The organism is Micromonospora sp. NPDC049004, from assembly GCF_040649315.1.
In the GTDB taxonomy this organism is placed as follows: domain Bacteria; phylum Actinomycetota; class Actinomycetes; order Mycobacteriales; family Micromonosporaceae; genus Micromonospora.
The window spans coordinates 195398-213423 of sequence record NZ_JBEZFG010000010.1; the positions used below are offsets into that span (position 1 = coordinate 195398).

At 71.8% G+C, this 18026-nt stretch carries 15 protein-coding genes; 11 read left to right on the plus strand and 4 right to left on the minus strand.

Annotation, left to right across the window (positions count from 1 at the left end; all coding sequences use genetic code 11):
- Positions 1-2 precede the first annotated feature (2 nt).
- The gene (locus tag AB0B97_RS27360) at positions 3-1922 is read right to left on the minus strand and encodes a helix-turn-helix domain-containing protein (protein WP_357497636.1); all 1920 of its coding nucleotides are present in this window, start codon (positions 1920-1922) and stop codon (positions 3-5) included.
- A gap of 14 nt (positions 1923-1936) precedes the next feature.
- Positions 1937-2719, minus strand: coding sequence for a 3-hydroxybutyrate dehydrogenase (locus AB0B97_RS27365; RefSeq protein WP_357497638.1), 783 nt, complete (start codon positions 2717-2719; stop codon positions 1937-1939).
- Between the two features lie 468 nt (positions 2720-3187).
- Between AB0B97_RS27365 and ruvC the strand changes: the two genes are divergently transcribed.
- The 8 genes from ruvC (at position 3188) to AB0B97_RS27405 (ending at position 12640) form a co-directional block, all read left to right on the plus strand.
- Positions 3188-3715: a crossover junction endodeoxyribonuclease RuvC gene (gene ruvC / locus AB0B97_RS27370; protein ID WP_234583505.1), complete on the plus strand. Its 528-nt coding sequence runs from the start codon at positions 3188-3190 to the stop codon at positions 3713-3715.
- Entirely contained in the window at positions 3712-4314 is a 603-nt protein-coding gene (gene ruvA / locus AB0B97_RS27375; protein WP_234583504.1) for a Holliday junction branch migration protein RuvA, read from the plus strand. Before ruvC ends, ruvA begins: the two co-directional genes overlap by 4 nt.
- Before the next feature lie 28 nt (positions 4315-4342).
- On the plus strand, positions 4343-5410 hold the full coding sequence (gene ruvB, locus AB0B97_RS27380; protein ID WP_234583503.1) for a Holliday junction branch migration DNA helicase RuvB: 1068 nt from the start codon (positions 4343-4345) through the stop codon (positions 5408-5410).
- A 139-nt stretch (positions 5411-5549) separates the two neighbouring features.
- Positions 5550-5888, plus strand: a complete 339-nt coding sequence (gene yajC / locus AB0B97_RS27385; protein ID WP_308195356.1) for a preprotein translocase subunit YajC — start codon at positions 5550-5552, stop codon at positions 5886-5888.
- Positions 5889-6166: 278 nt separating this feature from the next.
- Complete coding sequence (gene secD / locus AB0B97_RS27390; RefSeq protein ID WP_234583502.1) at positions 6167-8077, plus strand: protein translocase subunit SecD; 1911 nt, start codon at positions 6167-6169, stop codon at positions 8075-8077.
- Between the two features lies 1 nt (position 8078).
- A complete protein-coding gene (secF, locus tag AB0B97_RS27395; RefSeq protein ID WP_357497642.1) occupies positions 8079-9272 on the plus strand; it encodes a protein translocase subunit SecF in 1194 nt (397 codons plus the stop codon).
- 103 nt (positions 9273-9375) lie between these two features.
- The gene (locus AB0B97_RS27400) at positions 9376-9942 is read left to right on the plus strand and encodes an adenine phosphoribosyltransferase (protein ID WP_234583500.1); all 567 of its coding nucleotides are present in this window, start codon (positions 9376-9378) and stop codon (positions 9940-9942) included.
- A 169-nt stretch (positions 9943-10111) separates the two neighbouring features.
- On the plus strand, positions 10112-12640 hold the full coding sequence (locus AB0B97_RS27405) for a RelA/SpoT family protein (protein ID WP_234583499.1): 2529 nt from the start codon (positions 10112-10114) through the stop codon (positions 12638-12640).
- A 69-nt stretch (positions 12641-12709) separates the two neighbouring features.
- Here AB0B97_RS27405 and AB0B97_RS27410 read toward each other — a convergent pair whose 3' ends face one another.
- Both AB0B97_RS27410 and AB0B97_RS27415 read right to left on the minus strand, forming a co-directional pair.
- Positions 12710-13549, minus strand: a complete 840-nt coding sequence (locus tag AB0B97_RS27410; protein WP_357497645.1) for a peptidylprolyl isomerase — start codon at positions 13547-13549, stop codon at positions 12710-12712.
- 60 nt (positions 13550-13609) lie between these two features.
- Positions 13610-14488: a peptidylprolyl isomerase gene (locus AB0B97_RS27415; protein ID WP_234583497.1), complete on the minus strand. Its 879-nt coding sequence runs from the start codon at positions 14486-14488 to the stop codon at positions 13610-13612.
- A gap of 267 nt (positions 14489-14755) precedes the next feature.
- Between AB0B97_RS27415 and AB0B97_RS27420 the strand changes: the two genes are divergently transcribed.
- From AB0B97_RS27420 to AB0B97_RS27430, 3 genes are all read left to right on the plus strand, one after another.
- Positions 14756-15466, plus strand: a complete 711-nt coding sequence (locus AB0B97_RS27420; RefSeq protein WP_234583496.1) for an MBL fold metallo-hydrolase — start codon at positions 14756-14758, stop codon at positions 15464-15466.
- 72 nt (positions 15467-15538) lie between these two features.
- Positions 15539-16867 (plus strand): histidine--tRNA ligase, encoded by a 1329-nt coding sequence (gene hisS / locus AB0B97_RS27425; protein ID WP_234583495.1) that lies wholly within the window; start codon positions 15539-15541, stop codon positions 16865-16867.
- Positions 16868-16938: 71 nt separating this feature from the next.
- Positions 16939-17880, plus strand: coding sequence for an acyl-ACP desaturase (locus tag AB0B97_RS27430; protein ID WP_357497648.1), 942 nt, complete (start codon positions 16939-16941; stop codon positions 17878-17880).
- Positions 17881-18026 lie beyond the last annotated feature (146 nt).

Below are 18026 nucleotides of genomic sequence, written 5' to 3' on the forward strand. Positions count from 1 at the left end.
GTTCAGCCCGCCGGGGCGCGCAGGCGGTGCAGGCGCAGCGCCAACTGCACCTCCAACGCCCGCTCGGGGCGCTGCCAGTCCGCGCCGAGCAGCTGCCCCACCCGCTCCAACCGCTGGGTCACCGTGTTGACGTGCACGTGCAACTGCTCGGCCGCCCGGGCCAGGCTGCCGCCCACCCCGAAGTACGCCTCCAGCGTCTTCACCAGCGCCGTCCCGCGCCGGGCGTCGTAGTCGACCACCGGCCCGACCGTGGCGGTGAGGAACTGGGCCACGTCCCGCTCACCCCGGTCACCGACAGTGCCCAGCAGCAGACCGACGAAGCCCAGCTCCGCAGTGCTGGCGCCCTGACCGGCGCGGCCCAGCGCGCCCAGCGCCGTGAGACAACGGTCCGCCTCGTGGAACGTCCCCGCCAACGTCCCCGGCCCGGTCGACGGGCCGCTCGCCCCGGCCGTCACCGGCCGGCCCGTCACCCGCGACAGGTCCCGGGCCACCGCGCGGGCGCTGCCACCGGCATCCTGGCCCGGCAGCATCAGGACCACCCGACCGTCGCGCGCCGCGGCCAGCCCACCGCGCGCCGAGGCGTACGTGGTGGCCCAGGAGAGCACCCGCTGCCGCGCCGAGCCGGTCGCCGCGATCGCGTCGTCGCCCACCGCCACCAGCACGTGCGGCGCGTCCAGGTCCACACCGAGCCGGCGGGCACGGCTGCGCAGCGCGTCGGTGTCGCGCAGCGGCCGGGCGATCAGATCGTCCAGCAATTCGCCACGGACGCGCCCCTCCGCCTCGGCCACCGTCCGGCGGAACAGCAGCAGCAGCGCGGTCACCAGCGCGGCCCGCTCCAGGATCCGCTGGTCGGCGTCGACCAACTCGTCATCGGGCCGCAGCACCAGCGCGCCCAGGTTCTCCGCACCGGCCACCACCGCCGCGTACCAGAGCGGGCCGCGGCGCACGCTGCGTCCCTCCGTACGCGAGGCGGCCACCGCCTCGACGATGTTCGCCCGGTCCGGCTCGTCGATCTCGCCGACCCGGGCCAGCAACCGGCCCTCGGCGTCCAACGCCAGCAACGCCCCGCCCAGCACCTCGGTCACCGCCGCGGCCACGTCCTCCACCCCGCCGCCGCGCAGCACCAGCGCCGTCATCCGGTCATGCGCTGCCGCGGCCCGCTCCACCGAGCTGCTGTGCGCCCGGATGGTGGTGTTCGCCGCCGACAACTCGGCCAACGCCGAGCGGGTCTCGGCCAGCAGCCGGGCCGTGTCGATCGCCACCGCCGCGTGCGCGGCCAGGGAGACCAGCAGCGCCACTTCCTCGCGGGCGAACGGCCGGGCCGAGCGGTTGGCCGAGTAGAGCACCCCGATCGAGGTGGAGCCGAGCCGCAGCGGCACCCCGAGGATCGCCACCAGGCCCTCCTCGCCCACGCCCGCGTCGATCTCCCCGGTGTGGTGAAAGCGCGCGTCCTCGCCGTAGTTGGCCGTCACGTACGGGGCGCCGGACTGGGCGACCAGGCCACCGAGGCCGGCGCCCATCGGCAGCCGCAGCCGCTGGAAGCGGGCCGAAACCGACCCGTCGGTCACCCGCATGTACGTGTCGCCGCGCTCGTCGTCGTTGAGCGTCATGTACGCCACGTCCGCGCCGAGCAGGTTACGGGCCCGGTGCACGATCGCCCGCAGCACGTCGTCCAGGTCGCGTAGCCCCGCCAGGTCGCTGACCGTGTCGTACAGGCCGGACAGCTCGGTCTCCCGACGGCGGCGGCGCTCCAGCAGCGCGCGGACCCGCAGCGCCACCGTCTTGGCCTGCTCCAGCTCGGCCAGCCGGTCGGCGGGCATCCCGGCGGCGCGCGCGGCCACCAACGGGCCCTCGAACTCCACCGCGGCGGCCTCGCGAGCGAGCAGTTCGAGGAACTCCACCGGCGACGACATGGTCGACATTGTGCTCAGGCCCACTAGTTGGCCGTCCAGCCCCCGTCGAGCGCGATCGACGCGCCCGTGATGAAGGCCGCCGGCGGCGAACAGAGGTACGCCAACAGTTCGGCGACCTCCTCCGGCTCGATCAGCCGCTTGATGGCGGCCCGCGCCAGCATGACCTTCTCGATCACCTCGGCCTCGCCGATGCCGTGGCTGGCCGCCTGATCGGCGATCTGGCTCTCCACCAGGGCTGTTCGTACGTACGCCGGGTTGATGCAGTTCGCGGTCACCCCGTTCGCGGCACCCTCCAGCGCCACCACCTTCGACAGCCCTTCGAGGGCGTGCTTCGCCGAGACGTAGGCCGCCTTGTACGGCGAGGCGCGCAGGCCGTGCACCGACGAGATGTTGACGATCCGGCCCCAGCCGCGGGCGTACATGTGCGGCAACGCGCGACGGATCAGCAGGAACGGCGCCTCCACCATCACCCGCTGGATGTACTCGAAACGTTCGACGGGAAAGTCCTGCAGCGGCGCCACGTGCTGGAGGCCGGCGTTGTTCACCACGATGTCCACGTCCACGTCGAGCGCGTCCACGGCCGCCGCGTCGGCCAGGTCCACTCCCTCGGCGCGTCCGCCGGCCTCGGCGGCCACCGCCTTGGCCGCCTCCAGGTTGCGGTCCACCACGAGCACCGTGGCGCCGGCCGCGCCCAACCGCAGGGCACAGGCCCGCCCGATGCCGCTGCCGCCCCCGGTGACCAGGGCGGTCCGACCGGAGAGGTCGAGCTGTACGACGTGGGGGACCGCCACGGGTTCTGCCGTCATGGCGCAAGAAGTTACGAGCTGTGTGCCCTGCGGCACATGGGGCAGCGACACATACTCGGTGCCAATGCTGTGTGGCCATGTCCCGCCGCCGCGCCCCACCCCGCGCTGCCGCGCCGCGCCGGAAGATCGCGCAACAACCAGGATGTAGTGGTCTCCCGGCGTCTCGTGACCACTACATCCTGGATCGAGCACGACCTTGACGGCTGCGGTGCCGCAACCCCCTCCCGGCCGGTCGGGCGGGTGATCGTCGTCAAGATCCGCGCAGTATCAGGGATGTTGCTGTCTCCCGAGCGTCGGAGGCAGCAACTTCCGGGAAGTTGCGTAGATCTTGGCGCAGGGCGCAGGGCGCGGGGCGCGGGTCGTCAGGGGGCGTGGGGTGGGGGAGGGCGTGTCCCGTGGGGCTGGTGGGAAGGGGGCCGGTTAGGGTGTCGAACACACGTACTGCTGACGGCTGGGGGAGGGGGCGGCGTGCGGGTGCTGGGGGTAGACCCGGGGTTGACGCGGTGCGGGGTGGGCGTCGTCGAGGGCGTGCCCGGCCGGCCGTGCACGCTCATCGCGTACTACGTGGTCTACACCGACCCGGCCGACGACCTGCCGCTGCGCCTGCTGCACCTGGACCGGTCGCTGACCAAACTGGTCGCCGAGCACCAGCCGGAGAGCGTCGCCGTCGAGCGGGTGTTCAGCCAGCACAACGTCCGGACGGTGATGGGCACCGCCCAGGCCAGCGGCATCGCCGTGCTGGCCGGGGCGCGGGCGGGGCTGCCGGTGCAGACGTACACCCCCAGCGAGGTGAAGGCGGCGGTGACCGGTTCCGGTCAGGCCGACAAGGCGCAGGTGACCGCCATGGTGACCCGGCTGCTGCGGCTGGACGAGCCACCGAAACCGGCCGACGCCGCCGACGCTCTCGCCCTGGCCATCTGCCACGTGTGGCGCGGCGGCACCCGTTCCAAGCTGGCCGCCGCGGCCGATCGGGCACGACGAGGAGGAGCACGATGATCGCCAGCGTGCGCGGCACGGTGACCGCGACAGGCCCGGATCTGGCCGTGATCGAGGTCGGCGGTGTCGGCCTGGCCGTGCACTGCGCCCCGGGGACCCTCGCCGACCTGCGGGTGGGGCAGCCGGCGCGGCTGGCCACCAGCCTGGTGGTCCGGGAGGATTCGCTGACCCTCTACGGTTTCGCCGACGACGACGCCAAGGCGCTGTTCGAGCTGCTGCAAACCGCCAGCGGGGTCGGCCCACGGCTGGCCCAGGCGGTGCTGGCCGTGCACACGCCGGACGCGGTGCGAAAGGCCATCGCCAACGCCGACACCGCCGCGCTGACCCGGGTGCCCGGGATCGGCAAGAAGGGCGCCGAGCGCCTGGTGCTGGAGTTGCGGGACCGGATCGGCCCGGTGTCGATCGGCGCCGACGGGGTGGGCGGCGTGACCGCCGGCGCGTGGCCCGATCAGGTGCGGCAGGCGCTGATCGGTCTGGGTTGGACGGCCGGGCAGGCCGACCAGGCGGTGGCCGCCGTGGCGGAGACCATCGACGGCGCCACGCCGCCCGTGCCGGTCCTGCTCAAGCAGGCCATCCGCCTGCTGGGTCGTACCCGATGACCGCCCAGGGGCGACGGGGGGCGGCACGGTGAGCGACACCGACGGGCTCGTCTCGGCGTACGTCAGCGATGCCGACCGGGACGTGGAGGCCACCGTGCGGCCCCGGCGGCTGGCCGAGTTCATCGCCCAGGACCGGGTGCGCGATCAGCTCGACCTGCTGTTGCAGGGCGCCATGCGGCGGGGGTCGCCGCCGGATCACATCCTGCTCTCCGGGCCTCCCGGGCTGGGCAAGACGAGCCTGGCCAACATCGTCGCCGCGGAGCTGGGCGCCGGCATCCGCGTGACCAGCGGCCCGGCGATCGAGCGTTCCGGCGACCTCGCAGCGATCCTGACCAGCCTCGCCGAGGGCGACGTGCTCTTCATCGACGAGATCCATCGGATCGCGCGGCCCGCGGAGGAACTGCTCTACAGCGCGATGGAGGACTTCCGGGTCGACGTGGTGGTCGGCAAGGGGCCGGGCGCCACCGCGATCCCGCTGGACGTCGAGCCGTTCACCCTGGTCGGCGCGACCACCCGCTCGGGTCTGTTGACCGGGCCCATGCGGGACCGGTTCGGCTTCGTCGCGCACCTCGACTTCTACGCCCCGGCGGACCTGGAGACGCTGCTGCACCGTTCGGCGCGCATCCTCGGGGTGCCGATCACCGCCGACGGCGCGGCGGAGATCGCCGGCCGGTCCCGGGGCACCCCCCGGATCGCCAACCGGCTGCTACGCCGGGTCCGCGACTACGCGGAGGTCCGGGCCGACGGTGTGGTCACCCTGGGCACCGCCCGCAAGGCCCTGACGGTATACGACGTCGACGCGCTGGGCCTGGACCGGCTGGACCGGGCGGTGCTGACCGCGCTGGTGGACTCGTTCCGGGGCGGCCCGGTCGGGTTGTCCACGCTCGCCGTGGCGGTGGGGGAGCAGCCGGACACGGTCGAGGAGGTCTGTGAGCCGTTCCTGGTGCGCGCCGGTCTGCTGGCTCGTACCCCGCGGGGCCGGGTGGCAACGGAGGCTGCCTGGCGGCACCTGGGGCGTACTCCGCCGAATGGTACATTTGGGATGGATGTCCCGTCTGCGCCCGATCTGTTCTCCCTGGACACCGATCAGCCGTGATGTGAACGTGATCTGTGCCGCATTCGGTGTTCTCAGGTGCAGGGATTAGACTTCGCCGCGGTCTGTACAGGATGTGAGAATCCGCCTCCGCTCCGGCACTCCCGTGCCGTGGCTGGTGGCCAATGGGAAGGCAGTAACCGTGCAATACCTTGCAGCGGGTGGTGGGGCCGGCGGCTTCACGCCGATCCTGATGATCGTCCTGCTCTTCGGCGTCATGTACTTCATGATGATCCGTCCGCAGCAGAAGCGTCGCCGCGATGCGGAGGCCATGCAGTCCGCGCTGGGCCCGGGCGACGAGGTTGTCACCATCGGCGGGCTCTATGGCACGGTCACCGGCGTCGAGGACGACGCCGTGCTGCTCGAGATCGCTCCGGGCGTCCAGACCCGCTACGCCCGGCCGGCCATCGCCCGGGTGGTCACCCGCGCGGAGCTGCCGAGCGAGCCGGTCACCGAGGACGCGGACACCGTCAAGGACTGACTCCGCCCGCCGGGCGACGGTTCTGGCGTACGGCCAGGCGACCGGAGACCGGGGGCCGCCCCGCCCGACGGGGCAGCGGACGCGACGTGAAAACTGGATAGTTGGGTCGACGCCGGGCGTCGGCACGTTCCCGTGACCGTCGGCGTCCCACGCCGGCGTGTCCGGCCAGCGCGCCGGCACCCCCGTCGGCCAGGTCAGACCCGTTGGCCGGGACCCCCGGCCCGACACTCGCCGCCGCCGCGCGCAGCGGCGCGACCGTACAGGGAGACAGGACAACCGTGGCACCACCTCAGGGACAGATGCGACCCGGCCGGCAGCTCGCCGTGCTCGGGTTCATCTTCGTCGTCCTCTATCTTTTGGTGTTCTTCTCGGGCGGCGCCAGCGGCAGCTTCAAGGACCGGCTGGAGCCCAAGCTCGGCCTGGACCTGATCGGCGGCACCCGGATGACGCTGGAGGCGACAAACAACGTCGACGGCAAGCCCCCGACTGCCGAGAACCTTGAGGAGGCCCGGCAGATCATCGAGAACCGGGTCAACGGCCTCGGCGTGGCCGAGGCCGAGGTGGTCACCGAGGGCAACCGGAACATCGTCATCTCCCTGCCCGGTGAGAACCGGAACCTCGACGAGGTGGGCAGCGCCGCCGAGCTGCGCTTCCGCAAGGTGCTCAAGGCCGCCGACGGCAGCGGGACGGCCGCCGCGCCGCCGGCCGCCACGGCGGCTCCGCCGGGCAGCGTCACCCCGTCCGGCGCCCCCTCGGCGACCCCGTCCGGCAGCGCCGCGCCGAAGGTGAGCCCGTCGGCCAGTGGTGGACAGGGCGGGATGGCGCCCGCGCCGTCCGCCAGTGCCACGCCTGCCACGCCGACCCCCTCGGCCTCGGCGAGTGCCCCCGCGCCGTCGGCGAGCGCCAGCGCCGAGCCGGTGCCGGCGAGCGTCGAGGAGCAGCGCAAGGCCGTCGAGCAGAAGGTCGGCGCCGCCGCCTGGCAGGCCGCCAGCGGTCTGCAGGCCCCCGCCGACCTGAGCGCCGACCCGTCGCTGGGCGACAAGCTCAAGCCGTTCAGCGCGCTGTCGCCGCAAGAGGTCGCCGTGTTGCCGGCGCAGATGCAGTTCAACGTGCCGACGATCGGGTGCGCCCAGCTCGACAAGCGTCCCCCGGCGTCGATCTCCGACCCGAAGCAGCAGGTCGTGTCCTGCGAGGGCGGCGCCTCGAAGTACCTGCTCGACCAGGCCAAGGTCCTCGGCACCGACGTGGACGACGCCGACGCGGTGCTCGACCAGACCAACGCCTGGGTGGTCAGCCTCGACTTCACCGGTGACGGCCAGAGCAAGTGGACCGCGTTGACCCGTGAGGCGTTCAACAACGAGGGCCAGGCCTGCGACGCCAGCGCGCTCGGTCAGGACGGCAAGTGCCGGGTGGCAGTCGTCCTGGACAACGAGATCGTCTCCTCCCCGGAGATCCAGGGCGTGCTGACCGGCAACTCCCAGATCACCGGCAACTTCAACCAGAAGGACGCCAGCGCACTCGCCGGCCAGCTCCGCTACGGCGCGCTGCCGGTGACCTTCAAGGCGCAGGAGTCGCAGAACGTCACCGCGACCCTGGGGGCCAGCCACCTGCGGGCCGGTCTGCTCGCGGCCGGCATCGGCATGCTGCTGGTCATCATCTACGCGTTCTTCTACTACCGGCTGCTCGGCTCGGTGATCTTCCTGAGCCTGATCCTCTCCGCGCTGCTCGTCTTCGGCGCGCTTGTGGTGCTCGGCCGGCAGATCGGCTTCACGCTCACCCTCGCCGGCATCGCCGGCATGATCGTCTCGCTCGGTGTGGCGGCGGACTCGTTCGTCATCTACTTCGAGCGACTCAAGGACGAGATCCGGGAGGGGCGCAGCCCGCGCAGCGCGGTGCCCCGCGCCTGGGTCCGCGCCCGCCGGACGATCATCTCGGCCAACGCGATCACCCTGCTCTCCGCTGTGGTGCTCTACGTGGTCTCGGTCGGCACGGTCAAGGGCTTCGCGTTCGCCCTCGGCCTGGCCACGGTGCTGGACCTGGTCGTGGTCTTCCTCTTCCGGCACCCGATCATGACGATGTTCGCCCGGACCCGGGCGTTCCTGTCCCCGCGGGTCAGCGGCCTGGGCCGGGCGCTTCCGGCCCGCAACCAGCAGACTCAGCCCCGCAACCCGCGCGCCAAGGAGGCCTGAGATGGCTCAGAACGGTCTGGCGAGCCGCCTCTACAACGGCGAGGCCGGTCTCAACGTCGTCGGCCGGCGCAAGCTCTGGTTCGGCGTCGCCGGGATCCTGATCCTGATCGCGATCCTGAGCGTCTCGATCCGCGGGTTCAGCCTCGGCATCGAGTTCGCCGGCGGCAACTCGTTCCAGGTGCCAGCCAGCGTCGGCACCCTGAACCAGGCCGAGGAGCAGGTGGACGCCGCGCTCGCGGCCGAGGGCGGCGGCGCCGAGGTGGTGACGGCGCAGAAGGTCGGTGGCACGGGCGGCGACACCTACGAGCTGCGTACCGGTCAGCTCAGCGCGGAGCAGGCCACCGCCGTCAAGGCCGACATCGCCAAGCGGTTCGGCATCAGCGCCGACCAGATCAGCGGCAACCAGGTCAGCGAGGCGTGGGGCAGCCAGGTCACCTCGCGGGCCGTGCTCGGTCTGGTCATCTTCATCGCGCTGGTGATGGTCTACCTGATCCTGCGCTTCGAGTGGCGGATGGCGGTCGCCGCGGTGGCGTCGCTGTTCACCAACCTGATCCTCACCGCCGGCATCTACTCGCTTGTCGGCTTCGAGGTCACCCCGTCGACGATCATCGGTTTCCTCACGATTCTGGGCTTCGCGCTCTACGACGTGGTGGTGGTCTTCGACAAGGTGCAGGAGAACACCCGCGGCATCACCGCCAACAACAACATGACGTACGGCGAGGCGGCCAACCTGGCCGTCAACCAGAGCCTCATGCGGTCGCTGAACACCTCGGTGGTGGCCCTGCTGCCCGTCGGTGGTCTGCTCTTCATCGGTGCGGGCCTGCTCGGCGCCGGAACGCTGAAGGACCTCGGCCTGGTGCTGTTCGTGGGTATGGCGGTGGCGTTCCTGACCTCCATCCTGGTGGCGACGCCGCTGCTGGCGCTGCTGAAGAACTACGACCCCCGCATCCAGGCGCACAACAAGCGGGTGCAGGCCCGTCGGGGCACGCCGGGCCGTGGCGAGGTCCCCGGCAAGGGTGCTGCGGCCCCGGTCGAGGGCGAGGTGGCCGACGCGCCGCTCGACCCCGACTCCGCCGCGCTGGCCGGCGCCGCCCCGAAGGTGGGCGCGCGGCCGGCGGGCAAGCGGCCGACCGGCGCCCGGGGCGGTCGCCCCGGCGGCGGCGGTAACCGGCCCGGCGGCGCCAAGCGGCGCTGACCGGCCCCGGGGTCGACCCGGGAGGAAACGCCCGAACGGCGTCCGGCCTGCGGTGCGAGCAGCATGCCGGACGCCGTCGTCGTGGGAAGGGAAACGAACAACCGTGACGGAGACCCACAGCACCGCGGCGCGCGGGGACAGCGGCCCGGAGGCCGCCCGGTTGGTGGCCAGCCGGGTGCTGGACGTGCCGGACTTCCCCAAGCCCGGTGTCCTGTTCAAGGACCTGATGCCGCTGTTCGCCGACGGCAAGGCGTTCCGCGAGGTCGTCGACGGGATCGTCGCGTACCACGGGCGGGACGGCTTCGACGTGGTGGTGGGCATCGAGGCGCGCGGCTTCGTCGTCGCGGCGGCTGTCGCGTACGCGGCCGGGGTGGGCGTGGTGCCGGTGCGCAAGGCCGGCAAGCTGCCCCGCCCGGCGCACTCGGTGTCGTACGCGCTCGAGTACGGCGAGGCCACCCTGGAGGTGCACGAGGACGCCTTCACCGCCGGCCACCGGGTGCTGGTCGTCGACGACGTGCTGGCTACCGGCGGCACCGCCGAGGCGACGCTGGACCTCGTCGAGCGGGCCGGCGGGACGGTCACGGGCTTCACCGTTCTGCTGGAGATCGGCTTCCTGGGCGCGCGGGAGCGGCTGGCGCCGCGCCCGGTCCATGCCCTGCTGACCGTTTGAGCCCGGCCCGTCGGGCGGAGCTCGCGCCGACCGTCCGGCGGAGCGGCAGGGGACCGTCCGTGCGGGTAGCATTGCCCTTTGCTGACGCCGGCGGTACACCGTCCGGCGACGCGAGACCAGGCCGGCCGACGTTCGGCCGGCGTGTTTCCGGCGAGCGGTGAGGAGGCCGGTGTCCCACGATGTCGTCCCTCCGGCGGAGGGCACGGTGCACCCGACAGGCGACGCTGACGGCTCGGTGACCGACCGGAACGGCGACGCGCCGGCCCGGGTGACGGGCACCGACAACGGCTCCGGCAGGGCTCCTGCCGACGGCGCGACGGCTCCGACCGGGGTCCCGGTGAGCGCCACCACCGAGGCGTCCGCGGGCGCCGACGGGGTCGTGGTCCCGTTCCCGACCGACGCCGGCGTCGACCCGTCACCGAGCGGTGGCTTCGGGCTGTCCAACGCGCCCACCGGTCGGCGGGTGCGCGCCCGGCTGGCCCGGTTCAACGCGCCCTGGCAGACCTCGCAGGTCAGCGAGGTGCTGGAGCCGCTCATCGCGAGTCACCGGGAGAACCACCCGAAGGCCGACGCGCGGCTGCTCCAGCGCGCCTTCGACACGGCCGCGCGGTGGCACTCCGGGCAGTACCGCAAGTCCGGCGACCCGTACATCACCCACCCGCTCGCCGTCGCCACCATCCTCGGCAACCTGGGCATGGACACCACCACGCTCGTCGCCGCGCTGCTGCACGACACCATCGAGGACACCGAGTACACCCTCGACGCGATGCGCGCCGACTTCGGCGGCGAGGTTGCCCTGCTGGTCGACGGCGTCACCAAGCTGGACAAGGTCAAGCTGGGCGACGCCGCCAAGGCCGAGACGATCCGCAAGATGGTCGTGGCGATGGCCAAGGACCCGCGGGTGCTGGTGATCAAGCTGGCCGACCGGCTGCACAACATGCGCACCCTGACCTTCCTGCCCCGCCCCAAGCAGGAGCAGAAGGCCAAGGAGACGCTGGAGATCCTGGCGCCCCTCGCCCACCGGCTCGGTATGAACACGATCAAGTGGGAGCTGGAGGACCTGGCCTTCGGCACCCTGTTCCCCAAGCGCTACGAGGAGATCAACCGGCTGATCGGGGAGCACCAGCCGCAGCGGGAGTCGCTGCTGCGGCAGGTCACCCAGAAGGTCGGCACCGACCTGAAGGCCGCCAAGATCAAGGCGGAGACGACCGGGCGGCCGAAGCACCTCTACTCGATCTACCAGAAGATGATCGTGCGGGGTCGCGACTTCAACGACATCTACGACCTGGTCGGCGTCCGGATCCTGGTCGACACCGTGCGGGACTGCTACGCGGCGCTCGGCGTGATCCACGCCAACTGGCAGCCGGTGCCGGGGCGGTTCAAGGACTACATCGCCATGCCCAAGTTCAACATGTACCAGTCGTTGCACACGACTGTCATCGGGCCCACCGGCAAGCCGGTGGAGATGCAGATCCGCACGTACGCGATGCACCGCACCGCGGAGTTCGGCATCGCCGCACACTGGAAGTACAAGGAGCACAAGGGCACCCAGATCGTCGGCCCGCCGGCGCACATCGACGAGATGACCTGGCTGCGGCAGCTGCTGGACTGGCAGCGGGAGGCGGCCGACCCGAGCGAGTTCCTGGACGCGCTGCGCTTCGACCTGTCCAGCCAGGAGGTGTACGTCTTCACCCCCAAGGGTGACGTCATCCCGCTGCCGACCGGGTCGACGCCTGTGGACTTCGCGTACGCGGTGCACACCGAGGTGGGGCACAAGTGCATCGGCGCGCGGGTCAACGGCAAGCTGGTGCCGTTGGAGTCGACGCTGTCCAACGGCGACGTGATCGAGATCTTCACGTCGAAGTCCGAGACGGCCGGCCCCACGCAGGACTGGCTGGGCTTCGTCAAGAGCCCGCGCGCCCGCACGAAGATCCGCCAGTACTTCAACAAGGAGCGGCGCGAGGAGGCGATCGAGGCCGGCAAGGACGCGATCGTCAAGGCGATGCGCAAGCAGGGCATGCCGTTGCAGCGGATGCTCACCTCCGACGCGCTGATGTCGATCGCCCGGGACCTGCACCTCGCCGACGTGGCGTCGCTGTACGCGGCGGTCGGCGACAGTCAGGTCTCCGCGCAGTCGGTGGTGCAGAAGCTGATGGCCGCGTACGGCGGCGAGGAGGGCGCGGCGGAGGACATCGCCGAGACCGCCGTCGCCACCCGGCCACCGCGCAGCCGCCAGAGCAGCAGCGACCCCGGTGTGGTGGTCCGTGGCGTCAGCGACGTCTGGATCAAACTGGCCCGCTGCTGCACGCCGGTCCCACCGGACTCGGTGTTCGGCTTCGTCACCCGCTCCGGCGGGGTGAGCGTGCACCGCGACGACTGCGCCAACGCCGAGGACCTGCGGGCCCAGGCCGAGCGGGTGGTCGAGGTGAGCTGGAAGCTCACGTCCGCCTCCACGTTCCTGGTGGCGATCCAGGTCGAGGCACTGGACCGGCACAAGCTGCTCGCCGACGTCACCCGGGTGCTCTCCGACGAGCGGGTCAACATCCTGTCCGCGACGGTCACCACCACCCGCGACCGGGTGGCGGTGAGCCGGTTCAGCTTCGAGATGGCCGACCCGAAGCACCTGGGCCACCTGCTGGCCACCGTCCGCAAGGTCGACGGGGTCTTCGACGCGTACCGGGTCACCTCGGGCGCCTGAGCCCCGTACCCCACACACGAGAGCGCCCGCCGGCTCAGCCGGCGGGCGCTTCGTCGTCTCGTGCGGGTGTCAGCCCTGCGGCGCGCTCATCGTGAGGTCGGTGATGACGACCTCCTTCTTCGGGTGGCCGCCACCGGCCTGCTGGGCGAATGCCCCGTCGTCGCCGGCCTTGGCCACGTCCTTGACGATGTCCATGCCGCCGGTGACGGTGCCCAGCACCGTGTACGCCGGGTCCAGCGGCGAGTCGCCGTAGACGATGAAGAACTGGCTGCCGGTCGTGCCCGGATCCTGCGACTTGGCCATCGCGATGACGCCCTCCGGGTACGGCGGGCGCTTGTCGGTGGGCAGGTTCTCCTCCGCCATCCGGAAGCTCGGGCCACCCGTGCCGTCGGTGTCCCGCCAGCCCTTACCGGTGGCGCTCGGGTCACCGCACTGCAGCACCTTGATGCCCTCGGTCACCAGGCGGTGGCACTTGGTGTTGTCGAAGAAGTTCTTCTCCGCGAGGAGCGAGAAGGCTCCGGCCGTGCAGGGCACCTTCGACCGGTCGACATTCGCCGTGATCGGGCCCAGGTTGGTGGTGATCGTCATGGTCTGCACGCCCGTGGCCGACTGCTGGTTGCTTGGCACCCCGACGTCCTTGATCTGCGGGGGCCGCTGCTCCGTGGGCAGCGTGGTGTAAGCGCACTCGGACGCGCCGGGCGCCGACGCGGCGTTGCCGGCCTTGTCGTCGTCGCCGCCGAGGGTCGAGGCCAGCCAGACGGTGCCGGCGACCACGAGCACCAGCACGGCGGCCGCGCCGACGATCGCCTGCGTCTGGCGGCGCTTGCGGGCCTTGGCCGAGCGCTCGGCCATCTCCTTCTCGAGTCGGGCGCGTGCCGCCGCGCGCTGCCGCTCTCTGGTGGACGTCACGCCTGGATCCTCCTGGCTGTTTGCTGCGGGGTGCCGCTTAAGGTGGGGTGGGGCGACCGGTCAGCCGGCGCTCGGGCTGCTGGCCGGAGCACCGGACGGCGCCGGTGCCGCGCCGGTGACCGGCTCGCCGACCGTGAGGCTCTGGATCACCACGTCGGTCTTGGGCTTGACCTTTGCCCCGGTCCCATTGTCCACGGTCGGCAGGGCACCGATCTTCTCGACCACGTCGAGCCCACCGGTCACCTTGCCGATCACCGGGTACTTCGGGTCAGTGGTCGTGAAGTCCTTGAAGAAGATCAGGAACTGGCTGCCGTTGGCGCCGGGCGGGTTGGAGATCATCGCCACGGTCCCCTTGGGGTACGTCGGCGGCTGCCCGGGCGCCGGGCTGGCCGACGGCGACGCCGACGGCACGGTCGGCACGTCCTCGTCGTAGAACGAGTAGGTAGGCCCGCCGAGGCCGGTGCCGCTGGGGTCGCCGCAGCGCAGCGCGCCGTCGGCGGTGATCTCGTGGCACTTGGTGTTGTCGTAGAACGACCGGCTCGCCAGGTGGGCGATGCTCGCCGCCGCGCAGGGGGAGTTGGCCAGGTTCAGCTCGGCGGTGATCGGCGCACCCTGGTTGGTGGTGACCGTCATCGCCCGGGTGCCGTCGGTCGGCAGGTCCTTGGTCGCCGGCGTGCCGACGTCCTTGAGGTTGGTGTTGGCGCTCGCGTCCTGCGGCGTCCAGAGGCAGGTGTCCTCCGCGGCGGTGTTCTTCTTCGGATCGGAGTCGAACGCACCGAGCGCCCAGGCCGAGCCGGCCACGATCACCGCGAGGACCAGGAAGGCGCCGACCCCGGCCTGGATCTGCCGGCGACGCCGCGTGGCGGCGGCCCGGCGAGCCAACTGCCGGTCGAGCTTGGCCCGCGCCAGTTTGCGCTGCCGGTCCCTGCTGGAAGCCACAGGTGCTCCCCTTTCCTCTGCCTGGTCGTCACCGGCGGCCGGGTACCCCGGCCCGTCCGGGCGTCGCGTGTGCCACGCCACACGCCCGCCAGAGTGTACGGCTAGTGACTGGGAATGTGGTGTACGAGGTCCACCCCGCCGCCAGCAGCTCATATCGTGCGATGTCACTGTGTCGGATGGGGCCTCGGGGGCGGACGCGGCAAACGCGCTCGCCGCGCCGGTTAGGCTGCTGGGCAGGACGACAGCTCGACGGAGAGGACAGCGCCCGTGCTCGTGGCCGGCTTTCCCGCGGACGCCTTCGGCACCAACTGCTATGTGGTGGCCACCGCGCCGGGGGAGCAGTGCGTGGTGGTCGATCCCGGCATCGGGGTGCTCGACCAGCTCGACGCGCTGCTCGCCGAGCACCGCCTGCATCCGGCCGCCGTGCTGCTCACCCACGGCCACCTCGACCACACGTTCTCGGTGGCGCCGGTCTGCGGCGCGCGCGGGATCACCGCGTACGTGCACCCCGGCGACCGGGAGATGCTCGCCGACCCGGCCAAGGGTCTGTCGGCCGACCTGACCTCGCTCTTCGGCGGCAAGCTTAGTTACACCGAGCCGGAGGACGTGGCCGAGCTGACCGACGGCGCGACCCTCACGCTCGCCGGCCTGGAGATCGCCGTCGACCATGCCCCGGGCCATACCGGCGGGTCGGTGCTGTTCCGGCTGCCCGGCGCGGGGTCCGGCTGGGAGGCCGACGAGATCTGCCTCTCCGGCGACGTCCTCTTCGCCGGCTCGATCGGCCGCACCGACCTACCCGGCGGCAGCATGCCGGCGATGCTCACCAGCCTGCGCGACAAGATCCTCCCGCTGGCCGACGACACAGTCGTGCTGCCCGGCCACGGCCCCAGCACCACCATCGGCCGCGAGCGCGCCAGCAACCCGTACCTCATCGAGGTGGCCGGCACGACGCCGGCCGCTCCCACCCGGGGCCTCTGATTCTTCGTCCGCGCCGCGCGCGGACCCACGACACCACCGCGCCGCGGGCGCGGCACCGCAAGGAGTACGCCGATGAGCAAGCCCACGCCCATCTCCGGTTTCCCGGAGTGGACCCCCGGCCAGCGGATGATCGAGCAGTTCGTGCTCGGCAAGATCCGGGACACCTTCGAGCTGTACGGGTTCGCGCCGCTGGAGACCCGCGCCGTGGAGCCGCTGGACCAGCTGCTGCGCAAGGGCGAGACCTCCAAGGAGGTCTACGTGATCCGGCGGCTGCACGCCGACGCCGAGGGATCCGGTGGTGACGACCAGCTCGGCCTGCACTTCGACCTGACCGTGCCGTTCGCCAGGTACGTGTTGGAGAACGCCGGCAAGCTGAGCTTCCCGTTCCGCCGCTACCAGATCCAGAAGGTGTGGCGGGGTGAGCGGCCGCAGGAGGGGCGCTACCGGGAGTTCGTCCAGGCCGACATCGACATCGTCGACCGGGACACCCTGGCCGCGCACCACGAGGCGGAGATGCCGCTGGTCATCGGCGACGCGCTGGGCGCCCTGCCCATCCCACCGGTGACCATCCAGGTCAACAACCGCAAGATCTGGGAGGGCTTCTTCCGGGGCATCGGGGTGACCGACCCGGAGGCGGCGCTGCGTACCGTCGACAAGCTCGACAAGATCGGCCCGGCGAAGGTGACCGAGCTGCTGGCCGAGACCGCCGGGGCGAGCGAGGCGCAGGCCAAGGCGTGCCTGGCGCTGGCCGAGATCTCCGCCCCGGACGCCTCCTTCGCCGACGCCGTCCGGGCGCTCGGGGTGAGCGACCCGCTGCTCGACGAGGGCATCGAGGAGCTGGTCCGGGTGGTGGACACCGCCGCCGAACACTCGCCCGGCCTCTGCGTGGCGGACCTGCGCATCGCCCGTGGGCTGGACTACTACACGGGCACCGTCTACGAGACCCAGCTGCGTGGCTACGAGCGCTTCGGCTCGATCTGCTCCGGCGGCCGGTACGACAACCTGGCCAGCGCCGGCGCTGTCTCGTACCCCGGGGTGGGCATCTCGATCGGCGTGACCCGGCTGCTCGGGCTGCTCTTCGGCGCGGGGGAGCTGTCGGTCTCCCGTTCGGTGCCCACCTGTGTCCTGGTGGCCCTGGCCGACGAGGAGCACCGCTCGGCCAGTGGCCGGATCGCGTCGGCGCTGCGCGGGCGGGGCATCGCCACCGAGGTGTCGCCGAGCGCGGCGAAGTTCGGCAAGCAGATCCGCTACGCCGAGCGGCGTGGCATCCCGTACGTCTGGTTCCCGGGGGCCGACGGCGCTCCGGACGAGGTGAAGGACATCCGCTCGGGTGAGCAGGTCACTGCCGACGCCGGGGAGTGGGCGCCGCCCCGGGAGGACCTGAAGCCGAAGGTCGGTTGAGTGTCACGACTGGCGCGCACGGCCGCGGGGACCTACGGTAGCGTAAGTTACGCCACCGTAGGGAGTTACTCGTGACCGTGAGCACCACACTGAGCCAGACCGCCCTGCTCGTCGAGCTGGAGCCGGTCGTCGCGCGCAACCTGGACCGCCACCTCTCGCTGGCGAAGGAGTGGTTCCCGCACGAGTACGTGCCGTGGAGCGAGGGGCGCACGTTCGACGGGCCGCTCAATGGTGAGGCGTGGTCGCCGACCGACTCGACGATCCCGGACGTCGCCCGGACCGCGCTGATCGTCAACCTGCTGACCGAGGACAACCTGCCCTCGTACCACCACGAGATCGCCACCCTGTTCGGCCGCGACGGCGCGTGGGGCACGTGGGTGCACAGGTGGACCGCCGAGGAGGGCCGGCACGGCACGGCCATCCGGGACTACCTGACCGTCACCCGGGCGGTCGACCCGGTGGCGCTGGAGCGCGCCCGGATGACCCACATGTCCGCGGGCTATGTCAACGTGCACGACGACGAGGTGCTGCACTCGCTGGCGTACGTCTCGTTCCAGGAGCTGGCCACCCGGATCTCGCACCGCAACACCGGCAAGGCCACCGGCGACCCCGCCTGCGAGGCGCTGCTGGCCCGTGTCGCCGCCGACGAGAACCTGCACATGGTCTTCTACCGCAACCTGCTCGCCGCCGCGTTCGAGCTGGCCCCGAGCCAGGCCATGCGGGCGGTCGCCGACGTGGTGGCCAACTTCCAGATGCCCGGCAACGGCATCGACGGTTTCGCTCGCAAGTCGGTGGCGATCGCCCTCGCCGGCATCTACGACCTGCGCCAGCACCGCGACGAGGTGTTGCAGCCGGTGCTGCGCCAGTGGGACGTCTTCAACGTGACAGGCCTCGACGCCGACGGCGAGGCCGCCCGCGAGCAGCTCGCGGCCCAGCTGGAGACCCTGGAGAACGCGGCGGCCCGCTTCGAGGAGAAGCGCGACGCCCGAGCAGCCCGCCTAGCCCTCCGCTAACCCACCCCACCCTCCACACCCCGTTGATCATGAAGTTATTGCCGCGACACGCCGGCGAGGCGGGCCCAAACATAAAGGTGAACCCCCCGGAGGGCGCCCGCGAACCCGGGGGGGTTTAGGGGGGTGGGGGGGGGGGGTTGTTGTTG